This window comes from Curtobacterium sp. AB451 (assembly GCF_050585845.1).
GTDB lineage: Bacteria > Actinomycetota > Actinomycetes > Actinomycetales > Microbacteriaceae > Curtobacterium.
Genome location: NZ_JBOBQG010000002.1, coordinates 427,019 through 445,767, shown reverse-complemented (window position 1 = coordinate 445,767; position 18,749 = coordinate 427,019). Strand labels below are relative to the sequence as shown.

Below are 18,749 nucleotides of genomic sequence, written 5' to 3'. Positions count from 1 at the left end.
GCCGGGCGCGTCGGTGTCAGGAGGTCAGCGCCTCAGAGCTTCTCGATCGGCGCGATCTTGATGAGGAGCTTCTTGCGGCCCGCCGAGTCGAACGCGATCTCGGCGATTCGCTTCGCACCGATGCCGGTCACCGCCGACACCGTGCCCTCGCCGAAGTCGACGTGCTTGATGCGGTCGCCGGCGACGAGCTCCATGTCCCCGTTGTCGCGGACCTGCCCGGACACCCGGTTCGCCCACTCGGTCTTCGGGCGGGTCTTCTGCGCCGCCGCAGCCCGGTCGTACGAGCCACCGCCCCAGCCACCACCGCCGCGGTAGCCGCCACCGCCGCCGGCTCCGCCGATGCCGCCGCCGCGTCGGGCGTTGAGCGCGCGGGGCTCGGTGCCACCGCGGCTGTTCGCCATGCCGGGGGACTGCTTCCACTCGATGAGCCCCTCGGGGATCTCCTGCAGGAAGCGGGACGGCATCGCCACGTTGACGTCGCCGAACTGTGCCCGGGTCATCGCGAGCGACAGGAAGAGCGACTTCTTCGCGCGGGTGATCCCGACGTAGAAGAGCCGGCGTTCCTCGGACGGGCCACCCGGCTCGTTCGCCGACATCCGGTGCGGCAGCAGGTCTTCCTCGACGCCGGTCAGGAACACCGCGTCGTACTCGAGGCCCTTCGCCGTGTGGAGCGTCATGAGCGACACCGTGCCGGACGAGTCGTCGAGCTCGTCCGCCGCGGCGACGAGGGAGACCTCGGTCAGGAAGTCGGACAGGGTGCCCTCGGGGTTGTTCTTCTGGAACTCTCGGGTCACCGCGACGAGTTCGTCGATGTTGTCCGCACGGGCGGCGTCCTGCGCGTCCGGCGACTTCCGCAGGTTCTCGAGCAGCCCGGAGCCGTCGAGCAGCTGGGTGAGCGTGTCCACGACGGGCTGGGTCTCGGCCCGTGAGGAGACGTCGTCGAGCAGGGCCGCGAACGCCGTGATCGCGTTCCGGACCTTCGGCCCGAACCCGAGCTCGTCGGCGTGCCGGAGGGCGTCCCGCATCGTCGTCTCGTGCTCGTCGGCGTAGCGCTGCAGGGTGGTCTCGGTGACCGCTCCGATGCCGCGCTTCGGGACGTTGAGCACCCGACGGAGCGCCATCGGGTCGGCCGGGTTGGCGACCGTGATCAGGTACGCCATGGCGTCCTTGATCTCGGCACGCTCGTAGAACTTCGTGCCGCCGAGCACCCGGTACGGGATCGCCGCTCGGATGAAGATCTCCTCGAGCGCACGGGTCTGCGAGTTCGTCCGGTAGAAGACCGCCATGTCGCGGTAGGACATGCCGTCCTCGTGCAGGCGCTGGATCTCGTCGGCGACGAACTGTGCCTCGTCGTGGCCGGTGTAGCCCGTGAACCCGACGATCTTGTCGCCCGCTCCGACGTCCGTGAACAGGTTCTTCGCCTGCCGGTCGAAGTTGTTCGCGATGACGGCGTTCGCCGCGTCGAGGATGTTCTGCGTCGACCGGTAGTTCTGCTCGAGCAGCACCACCTTCGAGTTGGGGAAGTCCCGCTCGAACTCGACGATGTTGCGGATGTCGGCCCCACGGAACGCGTATATGGACTGGTCGGAGTCGCCGACGACCGTCAGTGACGCCGGGGCGATCGACCCGTCGGCCTCGCGCATGCGGGCGACGTGCTGCCCGGCGTCCTCGAGCTTGTCCACCTGCTCGACCGGGACCGGCCGCGTGAGCTCACGGATGAGGGCGTACTGCGCGTGGTTGGTGTCCTGGTACTCGTCGACGAGGATGAACCGGAAGCGGCGCTGGTAGAGCGCGGCGACCTCGGGGAAGGCACGGAACAGGAACACCGTCTGGCCGATGAGGTCGTCGAAGTCGAAGGCGTTCGCCCGGCGCAGCTCGTTCGTGTAGCGACGGAAGACCTCGGTGAACATGACCTCTTGCGGGTCGTTCGCGTTGATGTTCCGGGCGTAGGAGTCGATGTCCTGCAGCTCGTTCTTGAGCTTCGAGATCTTCGAGGCCGCGGCGCCGACGGTCAGCCCGAGCGAGTCCGCCTCGAGCTCCTTGATGATCCGCTTGAGCAGGGCCTTCGAGTCGGCGGAGTCGTAGATCGTGAACGACTGCGCGAACCCGAACCGCTCGGCCTCGCGCCGGAGGATCCGCACACACGCCGAGTGGAACGTGGAGATCCACATGCCCTCGGCCGCCTGTCCGACCAGCGCCTGCACCCGCTCGCGCATCTCGGCGGCGGCCTTGTTCGTGAACGTGATCGCGAGGATCTGCGACGGCCAGGCTTCACGGTTGGCGAGCAGCAGGGCGATCCGCCGGGTCAGCACGCTGGTCTTGCCGGAACCGGCACCCGCCACGATGAGCAGGGACTCGCCGCGGTACTCGACGGCTTCCTTCTGCTGGGGGTTCAGACCCGCGGTGAACGGGTCCTCGTAGGCAGCGGCGCCACCCCCGTGCTCCGGGGACGACTCGAATGGGTCCAGCACGATCGTCATGTCCGGGACAGTCTAGGCCGGGCCCCCGACAGCCGAGCGGGCGAGCACGGCCAGGTCGGCGTGGTCGGCGAACACCCCGTCGACCCCGGTCCGGACGACCGAGGTGAACCACCGCTCCCAGTCGCCGAACGCCGCGACCTCGCCCCCGCGACGGAGCGGCGCCGGCAGGAAGCGGTTCTCCGGCCGGAGCGTCCAGGTGTACACGGCCAGCCCGGCCCCGTGCGCGCGGTCGACGATGTCGCTCCGCACCGGCGTCGGGTCCGTCAGGGCCACGCTGTCCACCCCGGCCATCAGGGTCCCGAGCGCGACGCTGATGCCGTGGAACTCCGTCGCGAACGACGCGAGCGCCTCGTCGGAACGCTCGGCCGCGTACGTGGGGGCCAGCGACCCGTGGGACGCGACCTCGTCGGCGGCGCTGCCCCGCGCCTCCTGGAGGTAGACGAGGCGACCACCGGTCCCCCGCGCCCGCAGGTCGCGCAGCACGCCCTTCTCGAAGCTCTCGATCGTGAGCCGCTCGTCCCGTCGCCACCCCGCGTCCGCGAGCGCCCCGTCGAGCAGCGGCGCCATCGCGAGGCCGGCCCGGTCGAAGAACGCGGCGTGCTTGACCTCGGCGACGAGCCCGACCGGCCGCGGAGCCGCGTCGAGGATCCCGAGCAGGTCCTCGAGCCGGAGGACCGGTTCCTCGCCGTCGTGCTCCGCCGACCCCGGACGCAGGGCCGGCAGCCGTTCCCGGGTCCGGAGCGTGCGGAGCTCGTCCCACGTGAAGTCCTCGGTGAACCAGCCGGTCACGGTCTGGCCGTCGACGGTCTTCGTGGTGCGGAGGTGCCGGAACTCGGGGCGGTCCGCGACGTCGGTCGTGCCGGAGACCTCGTTCTCGTGCCGGAGCACCAGGACGCCGTCCTTCGTCGGCACGAGGTCCGGTTCGATCGCGTCCGCGCCGAGCTCGATCGCGAGCTCGTACGCGCTCCGCGAGTGCTCGGGACGGTAGCCGGACGCGCCACGGTGGGCGATCACCAGGGTCATGGCCGCACCCTAGCGACCGCAGGTGCACGCCGGGAGCCGCGGACAGGGGGTGGCCTGTACGGACTCCGGGCCACTACCGTTCGGGCATGGGGACGAACAGGTGGTGGCGGGGCGGACTGGCCGTCGCGGTGGCGGTCGCCGGCGGGTGGGCCTGGCTCGCCGACGTGCGCGCACCCGGCCCCCTCGGCCTCGAGCAGCAGGGCGCGTCGATCTGCATGCAGGGCACGGACGGTGCGATCGCCACCGGCGTCCTCCGCGGCCCCTCCGGACCGGCCATCACGCTGACGCGTGTGACCCTCGGCTCCGGCTCGGGCCTCGCCGTCGACGACGCCGTCCTCGCCCACCCCGGACCGGACGGCGTCAGGGTGGGGACCGCCAGCTGGCCGCTCCCGGACCACCCGTGGCGCGCGGAGCCGGCGATCGGCACCCCGATCCGACCGGGCGAGTCGGTGGACCTCGTGCTGCACGTCGTCCGCACCGGGTCCGACGGCGGATCGGCTGGGCCGGTCCGGGTCGAGTACGTCCAGGGAGCCGAACGGCACGTCGAGACGACGGGCTTCCACGTGGCGCTCCGCGATCACTGCTGACCGCGGTCGCCGCTGGTCGCTGGTCGCCGTCGGTCGCGGCCGTCGCTGGTCGCGGTCGCCGTCGGTCGCGGTCGCTGCTCGTCGCGGTCGCCGGCCTGGAGGCGCGGCCGGCGTCCGCCCCGACCCTCACCGCCGCAGGACGGCGCGTTCGGCGCGGTCAGCGCGGTCGCCGCGGTCGGCGCGGTCGGCTGGCTCGGGGCTGTTTCGGGGCGCGCACGCAGCGCCCGCCCATAGGCTGCGGTCGAGTGGTCCTCCGGGACCCTTCCGCTCGCCGCGAATCCTCAGCCTTCCGCGGCACTGCGCCCCTAGGCTGAGAGGACTCGAATCTCCAAGGAAGAGGACACCATGGCCTTCAAGCCCGGTTTCGACCAGTCCCCCGCCTTCAACAACCAGGGACCCAACACCTGGGGCGGGCGCGGCGCTGGTCAGCAGCAGGCTGGCTGGGGACAGACCCCGCAGCAGGCACAGGGCGGGATGACCCCTGAGCAGCTGCAGTACATGTACGACCGTCCGGCAGCGAGCACGGTCGACACCGACCGCATGTCGTACGAGGACACGATCGTCAAGACGCTCCTCGCGTTCGGCGTGCTCCTCGTCGGTGCCGTCGCCGGCTGGAACCTGCCCCCGATCGTCTGGATCGTCGGTGCGATCGTCGGCTTCGTGCTCGCGATGGTCAACACCTTCAAGAAGAAGCCGTCGCCGGCCCTCGTGCTGCTCTACGCGTTTTTCGAGGGACTCTTCGTCGGCGGGATCTCGAACTTCTTCGAGTACAACTTCACGCAGACCGGTGGCATCGTCGCGCAGGCGGTGTTCGGCACCCTCGGTGTCTTCGCCGTGACGCTGCTGCTGTTCCTGTCGGGCAAGGTCCGGGCGACGCCGAAGCTGACGCGCTTCTTCCTCATCGCGATCGTCGGCTACATGGCCTTCCAGCTCGTGAACCTCGTCCTCATGTGGACCGGTGTCACGCAGGGCACGTTCGGCCTGATGAGCGCGACGATCTTCGGTATCCCGATCGGTGTCGCGATCGGCATCTTCGTGGTCCTCATGGCCGCGTACTCGCTGATCCTCGACTTCGACCAGATCAAGACGGGCGTCCAGCGCGGCGCTCCGAAGATCTACGCGTGGACCGCGGCCTTCGGGCTCATCGTCACCCTCGTGTGGCTGTACCTCGAGATCCTGCGCATCCTCGCGATCCTCGCGAGCAGCTCGCGCAACTAGCACCCAGCACGACACGACGGGCCCCGGCGAACGCGCCGGGGCCCGTCGTCGTTCCCGGAGTGGGGGCGGACGACGAGCCTCCCCGCCGAGATCGCACGACATGCCGGACGTGCATCGCCGAGGTCGCACATCGTGCCGCACGACCTCGCCGCGAGCGGCAGATCGCGCGACCTCGTCAACCGGCCCCCGGACGCACGACGGCCCGGCACGCAGGACGCGTGCCGGGCCGTCAGCGCGGGAGGGTTACTCCCACTCGATGGTCCCCGGCGGCTTCGACGTGACGTCGAGCACGACCCGGTTCACATCCGGCACCTCGTTCGTGATGCGGTTCGAGATCTTCGCGAGCGTGTCGTACGGCAGGCGGGTCCAGTCGGCGGTCATGGCGTCCTCGGACGAGACCGGACGGAGCACGATCGGGTGGCCGTAGGTGCGGCCGTCGCCCTGGACGCCCACCGAACGGACGTCGGCGAGCAGGACGACCGGGCACTGCCAGATCTCGTCGTCGAGACCGGCCGCGGTCAGCTCTTCGCGGGCGATCTTGTCCGCCGCGCGGAGCAGCTCGAGCCGGTCCTTCGTGACCTCGCCGACGATGCGGATGCCGAGGCCCGGGCCGGGGAACGGCTGGCGGCCGACGATGACCTCGGGCAGCCCGAGCTCGCGACCGACCGCACGGACCTCGTCCTTGAACAGGGTGCGCAGCGGCTCGACGAGCTCGAACGTCATGTCCTCGGGCAGGCCGCCGACGTTGTGGTGCGACTTGATGTTCGCCGTGCCGGAACCACCGCCGGACTCGACGACGTCGGGGTAGAGGGTGCCCTGGACGAGGAACTTCACCTCGCCGGCGTCGTCACCCGCCGCGGACTCCGCACGCGCCTCGAGCACGAGGGCCTCGGCCGCCGCCTCGAAGGTGCGGATGAACTCGCGCCCGATGATCTTGCGCTTCTGCTCGGGGTCGCTGACGCCGGCGAGGGCGTCGAGGAACTGCTGCTCGGCGTCGACGGTGACGAGGCGGACACCGGTCGAGGCGACGTAGTCCTCCTCCACCTGCTTGCGCTCGTCGGCGCGGAGGAGCCCGTGGTCGACGAACACGCACGTCAGCTGGTCGCCGACGGCCTCGTGCACGAGGGCGGCGGCCACGGCGGAGTCGACCCCACCGGAGAGACCGGCGATGACCCGGGCGTTGCCCACCTGCGACCGGATGCGGGCGACCTGCTCGTCGATGACGTTCGCCGAGTTCCAGTCACCGGGCAGGCCGGCGGCACGGTGCAGGAAGTTCTCGAGCACGGCCTGACCGTGCACCGAGTGCTTGACCTCGGGGTGCCACTGCACTCCGTAGAGCTTGCGCTCGTCGGACGCGAACGCGGCGACCGGGGTCGAGGCGCTCGACGCGAGGACCTCGAAGCCCTCCGGCGCCTTCGCCACGGAGTCGCCGTGCGACATCCAGGTCACCTGCGACGCCGGCTGCGCGCCGAGCAGCACGCTGTCGGTGCCGGTCACGGTGACGTCGGTCGCGCCGTACTCGCGCTGACCGGTCTGGGCGACCTCGCCGCCCAGCGCGGTCGCCATGGCCTGGAAGCCGTAGCAGATGCCGAGCACGGGGACGCCGAGGTCGAGGATGTCGGCGTCGAGCGCGGGCGCACCCTGCTCGTACACCGACGAGGGACCGCCGGACAGCACGATCGCCGCCGGGTCCTTCGCCTTCACCTCGTCCGCGGTGATGGAGTGCGGGACGATCTCGCTGTAGACGTTCGCCTCGCGCACGCGACGCGCGATGAGCTGCGCGTACTGGGCACCGAAGTCGACGACGAGGACGGGACGCTGTTCGGTCTCGCTCACCGAGCGGCCTCCTTCTCACGCTGCTGGGCAGCGGTCAGCTCGTGGTAGGTGTCCATGGCCTTCTGCTGCATGCGGTGCTCGACCACGAAGGACATGAACGGGATGATGCCCCCGAGGGCGATGAGCAGGAAGCGGGACGGCTTCCAGCGCATGATGCTCCACAGACGGAAGTCCGTGAAGAGGTAGAGGACGTACAGCCAGCCGTGGGCGATGAGGATCGCGATCGACAGGTTGAACGTGCCGGGCGCTTCGCCGGCCGTGCCGTTCGGTACGAAGAACGGGCCGTTGCCGAGCTGCATCTCGAGCTGGAGCGGCGTGTACTTGATGATGACCTCGATCACGAGGGCCAGCAGCAGCACACCGGTGATGTACGCCGAGACGCGGTACCACTTCACCGCGCCCGGGATCTTCGGGATGTCGCGGGTTCGGACGGTCAGAGCCATATCGGCCATCCTACCGTCGGTCGACGAGGGCACCGTCGACGCTGAGCGCCGCCTCACGACGGTCCTCTTCCTCGCGCTCCCATGCGTCCTTGACGAACCGGTACCAGAGGAAGACCGCGAAGCCGGCGAAGACCACCCACTCGATCGCGTAGAACAGGTTGAGCCAGTCGAACTGGACCTCGCGCGACGGCGCCCGGTCGGCGATGGTGCCGAGGTCGGCGGCCTTCGCGGTGGTTCCGTCGGCGACGACGTACCCGAGGTACATCCGGTCGTCGAACGCCTTCCACGTGTTCACGAACCGGGCCGGCGCGACGGCCGAGTACTCGCCCTTGTCGTAGGTGTCCTGGTCGGGCGACTCCGCCGGGTAGTAGCGCCCCTCGACCGTGAGTCGCGTGCCGTCGGCCAGACGGTCCCCGCCGGCGACGGCGGCGGCGCGCTGGTCCGACCACCCGATGACGACCGGCAGGCTCGCGCCGCTGTCCGCGTCGACCAGGTGGCCGACGGTCTGGTAGGTCCCGCCACCGGTCCGGCCGGTCAGCACCGTGGTGTCACCGGCGACGAACGTCCCCGTGACCGTCACCTTCTGCCCGGCCATCTTCTCGGTCGCGGGCTGCATCGGCCCCGTCACGGCGTCGAGGCTCCTCCGGGTCTCGGTCGTCTCGGGCAGCGGTGTGCCGTTCGCGATGCTCCGCTCCAGCTGCCACTTGCCCAGCCCGGCGAACACCGCCGCGAGCACGAGCGCCAGCAGGAGCAGCGCGATCCACTTCGGTCGTCGGGCTACGGCCCACATTCGTATCAGTACTCCGGATCGCGCTGGCGGACCGGGCGCTCGGGGCGCTCGGTGGGGGTGTCGATCGACGACGTCCGGGGCTCGGACGGCGTCTCCGGGGACTCATTCTCCCGCTCCTGGCTGCCAGCAGCCTCCACCAGGGCGAACTCCTCGGCGAACTGGCGGTCGCGCTCGGCACGACGGGCGGCCGCCGCGGCGTCGGCCTCGGCTTCCGCTGCCTCGGCCGCGGCGGCTGCGGCGACCGCGCGCCGACCCCCCAGGCGGTTCCGGAGCCGCGCCAGACGAGCCGGACGCACGACGAGCCGTCCGATCCGGTCCGAGTTCACCGCGAGCAGCGGCCCGAGGATCGCCATGACGAGGACGTACAGGCCGGCGAAGGCGGTGATCCGGGCCTCGAGCCCGGCGGCTGCCGAGAGCGTCGCGAGGATCAGCGCGAACTCGCCACGGTTCACCAGGATGACCGCGGTGTTGATGCCCTGCTGGACGTTGAAGCCGTTCATGCGCGCGACGAGCTGCCCCGCGATCGCGTTCAGCGCGACGGTCATGCCGATCGCGCCGAGCACCGGCCAGAGCACCTCGCCGAAGGTCGACAGGTCGAGCCCGAGCCCGAAGTTCACGAAGAAGAACGCCGCGAACACGTCGCGCATCGGCAGGGCGAGCTGCTCGATGCGGTCGCGGTAGCGCGTGGCACCGCAGAGCAGGCCGATCACGAACGCGCCGATCGCGTCCGTCACGCCGAGCAGGTCGCCGATGCCGCCGAACATGACCGCGAGGCCGAAGAACAGCACGGTGAAGAGCTCGTCGTCACGGGTCGCGAAGATCCGCGACACCCACTTGCCCGCGAACCGCGCGAGGGTGAACATCACGATGAGGAACCCGAACGCGAGCGCGAGCTTCCCGACGACACCCCAGACGTTCGTGTCGCCGGACAGCACCACGGAGACGATCGCGAGGTAGATCGCGATGAAGACGTCCTCGATCACGGTGACGCCGAGGATCATCGGCGTCTCGTCGTTCGCCAGGCGTCGCAGCTCGATGAGGAGCTTCGTCACGATCGCGCTCGACGACGTCGCCGTCATGCCGGCGATGATGAGCGCCTCGCGGGTGCCCCAGCCGAGCGAGAACCCGAAGGCGAACCCCACGCCCATGTTGATGGCGACGTACGTCCCGCCGGAGACCAGGAGCTTGCCGGCGTTGCCGTAGAACTCTTCCTGGTCGAACTCCAACCCGAGGTTGAACAGCAGCAGGATGAGCCCGAACGTCGCGATCAGCTCGATCGTGTGCGACTCGACGTTCAGCCCGATCCACGGGGTGTGCGGACTCGCGATGAGCCCCACGACCATGTAGATCGGGATCGCGGGCAACCCGATCGTCTTGCCGAGGCGTCCGAGGACGTAGGCGATGATGAACAGGACGCCGATGGTGAGCAGCTCACCACCCAGGTGCACGGGCTAGCTCCTCGGCGGGGCCTCGGCCGCAGCGGCCGCAAGCTCTCCGCTGCGGTAGAACGAGAACGCCTTGGCGACCTTCTCCGGCGCACCGGCGACGACGATGGTGTCGCCGGGGAACACGACGAAGTCCGACGACGGGGCCGGGTTCGCGCTGTCACCGCGGACGACCGCCACGACCGTCAGACCGATGAAGCCCGAGTCGTGCAGGTCACCGAGGGGCTTGCCGGCGATCGCGTCGTCGTAGTCGACCGAGAACCAGTCGATGCTGAGGCCGGGGATCTCGTCGAGCTTGTCGAGTCCCTCGGTGATGCGCGTGCCGCCGAGGAGTTCGGCGAGCGTGTGCGCCTCGTCCTCGCTGAGGCGCAGCGACACCTTCTCGGACTTGTCGGCGCCGTCCGAGACGTCGGCGAAGGAGATGAGGTCGGAGTGGCCCGACCGGTGCGTGATGACACCACACTTGCCACCGTCGTCGGTGTAGAAGCTGTGCAGCACGCCGACTCCGGGGAGTTTGACGCGATGGACGTCGACCATGATGGCTCCCTTTTCGAGTACCCCGATGATAACCACCGAGGGGGTCCGGCCATTCCGTTCCGCTACAGTCCGGTGGACGACGAGATCCGGGGGGACTGCTGTGGACGACGAACGGACCAGGCGCACGGTGGCGGGCACGGGTGTCGCGGTGGTGGCACTCTACGCCGCACTGCTCGCCGTCGAGGCGCTCGTGCTCGACCCGCTGGCCGCGGTGCCGGGCACCTCGCTCAGCATGATCCACGCGGAACTCGGCCAGCAGGGGTTCTCGGTCGGCACCGACGTCGCGGCCGTCGTCGGGATCGCCCTCGTCGGTGTCGGCCTGGCGGTCGGGCTCGCCACGTCGCTCCTGGTGACCCGCGCCCGCACCCACGTCATCGCCGCGGTCCTGCTCGGCGTGGTCGCGCTCGGCGGTCCGATGACCTGGTGGAGCGGCTTCTGGCTCGGCATGGACGTCGCGGACGCCTACGGCGTCGACGGTGGCGCGCACACCGTCTGGGCCGGTGTCCTCCTGGTCAGCAGTGCGATCGCGCTGGCCGCGATCCCGTTCGTCCTCGTGATCGGGCAGGCGGTCAGCGTCCGCCGGACCGCCCGCGGGTCGCGCGCCGCCTGACTGCGCCGACCCGCGCCTCCAGGCCGTCGACAGCCAGGAGGCGCGGGTCGTGTCGTCGACGCGGGTCGCGTCCTACTCGGGCTCGCTCGTCTTCTCGCCGACCACCTGCTCGTCGGACGCCTTCGCGCCCTCCGCACCGCTCGAGCGGCCGCCGCCGACGACCACGTCGTCCTCGTCGAACCCGAAGGCGATGTCCGGCGCCTCGAGCCGCACGCGGTCCGCCGACTCGTCGTCGGGCTGCAGCTGCGACTCGCGTTCCGCCGCGACGCGCTTGAGGTAGTTCGACACCTCGTGCTCGGTGGTCTCCTGGTCCCAGCCGAGCACGTCGGCCATGAGCTTCGCCGCGACCGGGGCCGCCGACTCGCCGCGGTCCCAGGCCTCGATCGAGATGCGGGTGCGACGGGCGAGGACGTCCTCGAGGTGCAGCGCGCCCTCGTGCGAGGCCGCGTAGACGACCTCGGCCCCGATGTAGTCGTCCGCACCGGGGAGCGGCTCGGCGAGCGACGGGTCCTGCTTCACGAGCCGGAGCACCTCGGTCGCGAGCGTGCCGTACCGGTTCAGCAGGTGCTCGATCCGGACCTTGTGCACGCCGAAGCTCCGCGCGGTGCGGCCGCGGCGGTTCCAGGCGGCCGGGTAGCCCTCGGCGCCGAGCAGCGGGATGTCCTCGGTCGTCGAGCCGGGGATCTTGCCGTCCATCGCCGCGACGGCCTCGTCGATCGCGTCCTTGCCCATCACGCGGTAGGTGGTCCACTTGCCGCCGGCGACGACCACGAGCCCGGGCACGGTGTGTGCGACGACGTGCTCGCGGCTGAGCTTCGACGTCTGGTCGGACTCCCCGGCGAGCAGCGGCCGGAGTCCGGCGTACACGCCCTCGACGTCCTCGCGGGTGAGCGGGACCGCCAGGACCTTGTTCACGTGCTCGAGGATGTAGTCGATGTCCGCCGCGGTCGCCGCCGGGTGGGCCTTGTCGAGGTACCAGTCGGTGTCGGTCGTCCCGACCAGCCAGTGCCGACCCCACGGGATCACGAACAGCACGCTCTTCTCGGTGCGGAGGATCATGCCCATGTTCGACTGGAAGCGGTCGCGCGGGATGACCAGGTGGACGCCCTTCGAGGCGCGGACCTTGAACTGACCGCGCGTGCCGATCATCGCCTGGGTGTCGTCGGTCCAGACGCCCGTCGCGTTGACGACCTGCTTCGCGCGGATCTCGAACTTCTCGCCGGTCTGGATGTCGTGCGCCTCGGCACCGACCACGCGTTCCCCGACCTTGATGAAGCCCTCGATCCGGATGCGGCTCGCGGCGTGGGCACCGTACGACGCCGCCGTTCGCACGAGCGAGGCCACGTACCGGGCGTCGTCGACCTGGGCGTCGTAGTAGGTCATGCCGCCCACGAAGGCGTCCTTCTTGAGCGACGGCATCGAGCGGAGCACCTGCGTGCGGCTGAGGTGCCGGTGGTGCGGGACCCCGGGCGGTCGGCCGCCGGACCAGCTGAAGGCGTCGTACATCGCCATGCCGATCCCGATGTAGAAGCGCTCCCACACGCGGTGGTTCAGCGGGTAGAGGAAGCGGACGGGCTTCACGAGGTGCGGGGCGATCCGCTGCAGCAGGAGTCCGCGCTCGATGAGGGCCTCGCGGACGAGCCCGAAGTTGAGCTGCTCGAGGTACCGGATGCCGCCGTGCACGAGCTTCGACGAGCGGCTCGAGGTGCCCGATCCCCAGTCGCGGGCCTCGACGATGCCGACGCTCAGGCCCCGCGTCACGGCGTCGAGCGCGCTGCCCGCACCGACGATGCCGCCGCCGACCACCAGGACGTCGAGCTCCCGGGTCTTCATCGCCTCGATCGCGGCGGTGCGTTCGTCGGGACCGAGCTTCGTGGACGGGTCGAACCCCACCCCCGGTGCCGCGTTCTCGGCGCGGGCCGGCCGGGTCGCGCTGGACGTGCTCGTGCTGGTCTTGGCCATCGTCGCCTCCGTGTCACGGTGACGCCGAGGCGTCACCCGCGCCGGAGTGCGGGTGCCACCGTCAGTTCCGGTGGTACGGCGCCACGACCACTTCTACTCGCTGGAACTCCTTGACGTCGGAGTATCCCGTCGTGGCCATCGACCGACGCAGCGCGCCGACGATGTTCGCACGGCCGTCCCAGGTCGGGGTCGGGCCGTTCAGGACGTTCTCGAGCGGGGCGATCGTGCCCACCTCGACCCGGCGGCCGCGCGGCAGCTCCGGGTGGTGCGCCTCGGCACCCCAGTGGAAGCCGCCACCGGGTGCCTCGGTCGCGCGGGCGAGCGCGGTGCCGAGCATGACGGCGTCGGCGCCCATCGCGATCGCCTTGACGACGTCGCCCGCGGTGTCGAGCCCGCCGTCGGCGATGACGTGCACGTAGCGGCCGCCGGACTCGTCCATGTAGTCGCGGCGAGCGCCGGCGATGTCGGCGACGGCGGTGGCCATCGGGGCGTGGATGCCGAGCGCGGCCCGGGTGGTCGAGGCAGCGCCGCCGCCGAAACCGACGAGCACACCCGCGGCACCGGTGCGCATGAGGTGCAGCGCCGCCGTGTAGGTCGAGGCACCGCCCACGATGACCGGGACGTCGAGCTCGTAGATGAACTTCTTGAGGTTGAGCGGCTCGGTGTTCTGCGAGACGTGCTCGGCCGAGACGGTCGTGCCGCGGATGACGAACAGGTCGACACCGGCGTCCACGACGGTCTGCGAGAACTCCTGCGTGCGCTGCGGGCTGAGCGACCCGGCGACCGGCACCCCGGCGGCGCGGATCTCGGCCAGGCGCGCGGTGATCAGCTCGGCCTTGACCGGCTCGGAGTAGATCTCCTGCATGCGCTTGGTGACGTTGCCGTCGGTGAGCGCCTTGATCTCGTCGTAGTAGGGCGTCGGGTCCTCGTAGCGGGTCCAGAGCCCTTCGAGGTCGAGGACGCCGAGCATGCCGAGCCGGCCCATCTGGATGACGGTCGCCGGCGAGGCGACGGAGTCCATCGGGGCCGAGAGGATCGGCGACTCGAACGTGAACGCGTCGATCGACCACTGCACGCTCACGTCACGCGGGTCACGCGTGCGCCGCGAGGGGACCACCGCGATGTCGTCGAACGCGTACGCCCGACGTCCGCGCTTGCCAGCACCGATCTCGACTTCACTCACCCGGCAAGCCTACCGGTCGTGTCCCCCGGGTGACACGGACACCCGCGGGCGCCGGTCAGCGTGTCCGGCGGGCGCGTCGCTTCCGCAGCACCCGCAGCACCAGGCCGAGCAGGAGTGCCAGCACCACGAGCACCCCGAGCAACGCGGCCGCTGCCTTCACGAGCAGCGCCGCCCCGACGAAGAGCACGGCGAAGACCAGCCACACCAGGGCGTCGAGCACGAGGGGGCCGGGGGTGCGCACGCGTCCGAGGGTAGCGACCCGACGGGGGTGGGTCGCGCCTCCTGGTCGATGGCGTGCCGAACCGGTGACACGAGCCGCGAGAGGCGAGCCGCGCGCCGCGCGCCGATCCCGGTGAGGAGCGGGGCCGTGCGGCGCTGAGCGTCCACGCACGACCCCACTCGGTGCGGGTACCGCCCCCACAGCGGCACCCACGGTCGACACCGCTCGCTCAGCGCGCGGAGTCGACGTCCTTGGCGAGCGTCCCCAGGTACAGCTCGATGACCTTCGGGTCGTCGGCGAGCTCCTTCCCGGTGCCCGAGTACGCGTTCCTCCCCTGGTCGAGCACGTACCCACGATCGCAGATCTGCAGACAGCGTCGCGCGTTCTGCTCCACCATGACGATCGACACACCGGCCTTGTTGATCCGGCGTGTGCGGATGAACGTCTCGTCCTGGCGCACCGGCGACAGCCCGGCGGACGGCTCGTCGAGGAGCAGGACCTTCGGGTCCATCATGAGCGCCCGGGCCATCGCGACCGACTGCCGTTCGCCGCCGGACAGGGATCCGGCGCGCTGGCCCTTCCGCTGTCCGAGGACGGGGAACAGGTCGTAGATGACCTCGAGCCGCTCGGCGAACTTGCGGGGCCGGAGGTACAGGCCCATCTGCAGGTTCTCCTCGATCGAGAGCGAGGGGAAGACGTTGTTCGTCTGCGGGACGAAGCCGACGCCGGCCTGCACGAGCTTGTTCGCCTTGAGGTTGGTGATGTCCTCGCCCTGCAGGGTCACCGAGCCCTCGCGGATGGACACCAGCCCGAACAGGGCCTTGAGGAGCGTCGACTTGCCCGCGCCGTTCGGTCCGATGATGCCGATGAGCTCGCCCGGGTAGCAGTCGAGGTCGCAGCCGTTCAGGATGTTCACCCCGGGCAGGTACCCGGCGACGAGGTTCTTCGCGCTGAGCACCGGCTCGCGGTCCAGGGTGGCCGTGCCGGCCACGGGCGCCGGGGCGGCGTTCGGACTGGAGGCGCTGCTCGCGTTCGTCGGCTCGCTTGCGTCGGTCATCGGGTCGCCTCCTGCTCGTCTTCTTCCGCTACTTCCTCGGCGAGCTCCTCGTAGGTCTCCTCGTTCAGGAGCGAGTCGTCACCGAGGTCGGTGTCGTGGTGCGCACCGAGGTACGCGTCGATGACCGCACGGTCGTCCATCACCGTGTCGGCCGGACCCTCGGCGACGACCTTGCCCTCGGCCATCACGACGACCCAGTCCGAGATGTGCCGGACCATGTGCATGTCGTGCTCGACGAACAGCACGGTCATGCCGTCGTCGCGCAGGGACTGGATGTGCCCGAGCAGCGACTGCGTCAGTGCCGGGTTCACGCCGGCCATCGGCTCGTCGAGCATGATCATCGTCGGGTCGGACATGAGTGCCCGGGCCATCTCGAGGAGCTTCCGCTGCCCACCGGAGAGCGAGCCGGCGTAGTCGTCCGCCTTGGTGTCGAGCTTGAACCGGGCGAGGAGGTCCTCGGCCTTCGCCGTGATCTCGCGCTCCCGCTTCCGCCAGAGCGCCGGGACGAGTCCGACGAAGAAGTTCTCGCCGGGCTGGTCGCGGGCGCCGAGGAGCATGTTCTGCATCACGGTGAGGCGGCTGAGCGCCTTCGTGAGCTGGAACGTGCGGACCATGCCCTTGTTCGCGATGTGGGTCGCGCTGGTCTTCTGCATCGTGTCGCCGTTGAAGCGGGTCGTCGCACCCGGGCTCGGCTTGTCGAACCCGGTCAGCAGGTTGAAGAACGTCGTCTTGCCGGCGCCGTTCGGACCGATGAGGGCGGTGATCGAGCCGCGCTGGACCTCGAGGTGGTCGACGTCGACCGCGGTCATCCCGCCGAAGCGACGGGTGACGTCGTCGACGACCAGGATCGGGTCGTCCTTGGGGTGGGCGTAGGTCTCAGACACTGAACGTCAACTCCTTCTTGTTGCCCAGCAGGCCCTGTGGACGGAACACGATGAGGAGCATGAGCGCGACACCGACGAGCACGTAGGAGAACTGCTCGGCCTGCTGCGCGTTCATGATCGAGTTCGGGATGAAGTCGCCGGCGAGGGTGCGGATCGCGAGCCGGACGACGAAGAACAGCACCGCGCCGAGGACCGGTCCGAACACCGTCGCCGCGCCGCCGAGGATGAGTGCCGTCCAGATGAAGAACGTCATCGAACGGCCCATCGCGTCGGGCTGCACCGAGCTCGGCAGGACGTAGATGATGCCGGCCAGGGCTCCGAGCGCACCGCCGAAGACGAGCGCCTGCATCTTGTACGAGTAGACGTTCTTGCCGAGGGAGCGCACGGCGTCCTCGTCCTCGCGGATGGCCTTCACGACACGGCCCCAGGGGCTGCGCATGAGCAGGAACAGCACGAGGGTGAAGAGGGCGACGAGGCCCCACGCCGCGATGCGGATCCACCAGCCGTTGACGCCGTTGTTCGAGTACGTGAACCACAGGATGGAGGTGGTGCCGTCCGGGAGCGGGCTGAGGGCGTTGAACGGGTCGCGGTAGCTCGACCCGGTGATGCCGTTCGAGCCGCCGGTCGTCGTGGTGAGCAGGCTCGAGCGTCCCACCATGCGGATGATCTCGGCACCGGAGATCGTGACGATCGCGAGGTAGTCACCCCGCAGCCGCAGGGTCGGGATGCCGAGGATGATCGCGAAGACGATCGCGACGAGCAGGGCGACGAGGACCGCCATCACGAACGGCAGCCCGTTGGTGATCGAGATCGCGAAGCCGTACGCGCCGAGCAGCAGGAACGCCGCCTGGCCCATGTTGACCAGGCCGGTGAGTCCGAAGTGGACGTTGAGGCCGATCGCGGCGAGCGCGAACGCCGCCGTGGTCGGAGCGAGGGCCTCCTGCGTGAGCGAGGAGAGCAGGGAGAGGATGTAGTCCATGGCGGCGCTCCTTAGCCGATCCGCTCGGCGCGACCGAAGATGCCCTGCGGCCGGAACAGCAGGATGAGGATGAGGATCACGAGGGCGGTGGCGTACTTGAAGTCACCCGGCAGCACGAGGTTCGTGAGCTCCACGACGACGCCGATGATCATCGAGCCGACGAGTGCGCCGTAGGCGGTGCCGAGGCCACCGAGCGTGACCGAGGCGAACATGAGCAGCAGCAGCTGCAGGCCGGTCTGCCAGTTCACACCGTTGAGGACGAGCCCGAGCATCACGCCGGACAGCCCCGCGAGGCCGGCGGCGAGCGTCCACACGAACCGGATCACGCGGTCGACGTCGATGCCGGACGCGCTGGCGAGTGCCGGGTTGTCCGACACCGCGCGGGTCGCACGGCCGAAGCGCGTCTTCGCGAGGAACAGGCCGGTGGCGACCAGGACCACGAGGGCGATGCCCATCGCGACGTAGGACTGCACCGTGAGCGTCACACCGGCGAACCGGATCGTCTCCGGGTTGCCCTGCTGGATGCGGACCGTCGACGCCCCGAAGAAGTACTGGAACGCGTACTGGGCGGCGATCGACAACCCGATCGTCACGATCATGAGCTGCGTCAGGCTGATGCGCTTGCGCCGCAGCGGCCGCCAGATGCCGGCGTCCTGCAGGTACCCGGTCGCCGCGCACAGCAGCGTGACCACCACCCCCGTCAGCCAGATGTTCCACCCGAGCTGGTTCGCGAACAGGTACGCGAGCAACCCGCCGAGGGTGACCTGCTCACCGTGCGAGAAGCTCGACAGCCCCGTCGTGCCGTAGATGAGCGACAGGCCCACGGACGCCAGCGCGATGAGGAGCCCGAGTCGGATGCCGGACGCGAACTGCTGCCAGGCCCGCTGGGGCGTGACGCTCGTCGCGTCGTCGTTCGTGACGACCCCCTGCTGGTCGGACAGCTGGAAGATCTGGCCGACGTTCGCGTTGAGGCTCGCGGACACGGTGCGCTTCGCGTCGGCCGCGTTCGTCAGGTACTGGCCCTTCGGCAGGGTGTCCTGGTCGACGCTCACCGTGTAGCTGCCCGCCGCGGTGACGCTCACCGACCACCGACCGGTGTCGGACGTCGTCGCGGTCTGCGCGAAGCCGCCCGGACCGGCGACGTCGACGGCGACGCCCTCCACCGGTTCGCGGTCCGAGTCGGTGATCGTGCCCTGGATGCAGCCGTTCGTCGGGCTGACCGTGCACGGCTGGGTGCTGGCTGGTGCGGTGCTCGCGGACGCCGACGCGCTCGGGGCCGGGGTGGCGCCGATCGCCGGCAGCGTCACCGCCCAGTCGATCAGGAAGGTCGCCAGGAACGCGAGCACGAGGACGGCCATGATGACCGGTCGCTTTCGTCCCGGGCGGAGGCGGAACCTGCGCAGCGGCGCAGACCCCGGCGGAGTGATGGATCCCACGGAAGAGCCTCTCGTTCGGATGACGAGGACGCTAGGGGGATTGTGTGTCACCCGTGTTT

General features: G+C 70.1%; 17 protein-coding genes. 3 read left to right on the top strand and 14 right to left on the bottom strand.

The window, feature by feature from the left end:
• Positions 1–32: 32 nt before the first annotated feature.
• Together ACQXVK_RS05975 and ACQXVK_RS05970 are read right to left on the bottom strand one after the other, a co-directional pair.
• A complete protein-coding gene (locus tag ACQXVK_RS05975; protein ID WP_430853011.1) occupies positions 33–2,480 on the bottom strand; it encodes an ATP-dependent helicase in 2,448 nt (815 codons plus the stop codon).
• Positions 2,481–2,492: 12 nt separating this feature from the next.
• The gene (locus ACQXVK_RS05970; RefSeq protein WP_430853010.1) at positions 2,493–3,503 is read right to left on the bottom strand and encodes a glycerophosphodiester phosphodiesterase family protein; all 1,011 of its coding nucleotides are present in this window, start codon (positions 3,501–3,503) and stop codon (positions 2,493–2,495) included.
• 86 nt (positions 3,504–3,589) lie between these two features.
• On the opposite strand from ACQXVK_RS05970, the gene ACQXVK_RS05965 reads away from it, so the two are divergent.
• Together ACQXVK_RS05965 and ACQXVK_RS05960 are read left to right on the top strand one after the other, a co-directional pair.
• Positions 3,590–4,090, top strand: a complete 501-nt coding sequence (locus ACQXVK_RS05965) for a hypothetical protein (RefSeq protein ID WP_430853009.1) — start codon at positions 3,590–3,592, stop codon at positions 4,088–4,090.
• 345 nt (positions 4,091–4,435) lie between these two features.
• Positions 4,436–5,308 (top strand): Bax inhibitor-1/YccA family protein, encoded by an 873-nt coding sequence (locus ACQXVK_RS05960; protein ID WP_022906978.1) that lies wholly within the window; start codon positions 4,436–4,438, stop codon positions 5,306–5,308.
• Positions 5,309–5,551: 243 nt separating this feature from the next.
• On the opposite strand, the gene guaA is transcribed toward ACQXVK_RS05960, so the two are convergent.
• From guaA to ACQXVK_RS05935, 5 genes are read right to left on the bottom strand one after another with little or no spacing between them, the layout of a single operon-like run.
• A complete protein-coding gene (guaA, locus tag ACQXVK_RS05955) occupies positions 5,552–7,144 on the bottom strand; it encodes a glutamine-hydrolyzing GMP synthase (protein WP_022906979.1) in 1,593 nt (530 codons plus the stop codon).
• Positions 7,141–7,587 carry a DUF3817 domain-containing protein gene (locus ACQXVK_RS05950; RefSeq protein WP_022906980.1) on the bottom strand — a complete coding sequence of 149 codons (447 nt, stop codon included), beginning with the start codon at positions 7,585–7,587 and terminating at the stop codon, positions 7,141–7,143. Before ACQXVK_RS05950 ends, guaA begins: the two co-directional genes overlap by 4 nt.
• Before the next feature lie 10 nt (positions 7,588–7,597).
• Complete coding sequence (locus ACQXVK_RS05945) at positions 7,598–8,377, bottom strand: SURF1 family cytochrome oxidase biogenesis protein (RefSeq protein WP_416394388.1); 780 nt, start codon at positions 8,375–8,377, stop codon at positions 7,598–7,600.
• A gap of 5 nt (positions 8,378–8,382) precedes the next feature.
• Entirely contained in the window at positions 8,383–9,825 is a 1,443-nt protein-coding gene (locus ACQXVK_RS05940) for a cation:proton antiporter (RefSeq protein WP_022906982.1), read from the bottom strand.
• A gap of 3 nt (positions 9,826–9,828) precedes the next feature.
• Positions 9,829–10,359, bottom strand: coding sequence for a cation:proton antiporter regulatory subunit (locus tag ACQXVK_RS05935; RefSeq protein ID WP_022906983.1), 531 nt, complete (start codon positions 10,357–10,359; stop codon positions 9,829–9,831).
• Between the two features lie 100 nt (positions 10,360–10,459).
• Here ACQXVK_RS05935 and ACQXVK_RS05930 point away from each other — a divergent pair, with 100 nt between their 5' ends.
• On the top strand, positions 10,460–10,969 hold the full coding sequence (locus ACQXVK_RS05930; protein ID WP_430853008.1) for a hypothetical protein: 510 nt from the start codon (positions 10,460–10,462) through the stop codon (positions 10,967–10,969).
• Positions 10,970–11,041: 72 nt separating this feature from the next.
• Here the strand turns inward: ACQXVK_RS05930 and ACQXVK_RS05925 are convergent, their stop codons facing one another.
• From ACQXVK_RS05925 to ACQXVK_RS05895, 7 genes are all read right to left on the bottom strand, one after another.
• The gene (locus ACQXVK_RS05925; protein WP_402266810.1) at positions 11,042–12,931 is read right to left on the bottom strand and encodes a glycerol-3-phosphate dehydrogenase/oxidase; all 1,890 of its coding nucleotides are present in this window, start codon (positions 12,929–12,931) and stop codon (positions 11,042–11,044) included.
• A 61-nt stretch (positions 12,932–12,992) separates the two neighbouring features.
• Positions 12,993–14,114, bottom strand: a complete 1,122-nt coding sequence (locus ACQXVK_RS05920; protein WP_022906986.1) for a GuaB3 family IMP dehydrogenase-related protein — start codon at positions 14,112–14,114, stop codon at positions 12,993–12,995.
• Between the two features lie 55 nt (positions 14,115–14,169).
• Positions 14,170–14,355 carry a hypothetical protein gene (locus tag ACQXVK_RS05915; RefSeq protein WP_402266807.1) on the bottom strand — a complete coding sequence of 62 codons (186 nt, stop codon included), beginning with the start codon at positions 14,353–14,355 and terminating at the stop codon, positions 14,170–14,172.
• Positions 14,356–14,563: 208 nt separating this feature from the next.
• The gene (locus tag ACQXVK_RS05910) at positions 14,564–15,391 is read right to left on the bottom strand and encodes an ABC transporter ATP-binding protein (protein WP_430853007.1); all 828 of its coding nucleotides are present in this window, start codon (positions 15,389–15,391) and stop codon (positions 14,564–14,566) included.
• Positions 15,388–16,275: an ABC transporter ATP-binding protein gene (locus ACQXVK_RS05905; RefSeq protein ID WP_022906989.1), complete on the bottom strand. Its 888-nt coding sequence runs from the start codon at positions 16,273–16,275 to the stop codon at positions 15,388–15,390. Before ACQXVK_RS05905 ends, ACQXVK_RS05910 begins: the two co-directional genes overlap by 4 nt.
• On the bottom strand, positions 16,268–17,254 hold the full coding sequence (locus ACQXVK_RS05900; protein ID WP_022906990.1) for a branched-chain amino acid ABC transporter permease: 987 nt from the start codon (positions 17,252–17,254) through the stop codon (positions 16,268–16,270). The genes ACQXVK_RS05905 and ACQXVK_RS05900 overlap by 8 nt, the downstream gene beginning before the upstream one ends.
• A gap of 11 nt (positions 17,255–17,265) precedes the next feature.
• On the bottom strand, positions 17,266–18,612 hold the full coding sequence (locus tag ACQXVK_RS05895; RefSeq protein WP_416394386.1) for a branched-chain amino acid ABC transporter permease: 1,347 nt from the start codon (positions 18,610–18,612) through the stop codon (positions 17,266–17,268).
• Between the last annotated feature and the right edge of the window lie 137 nt (positions 18,613–18,749).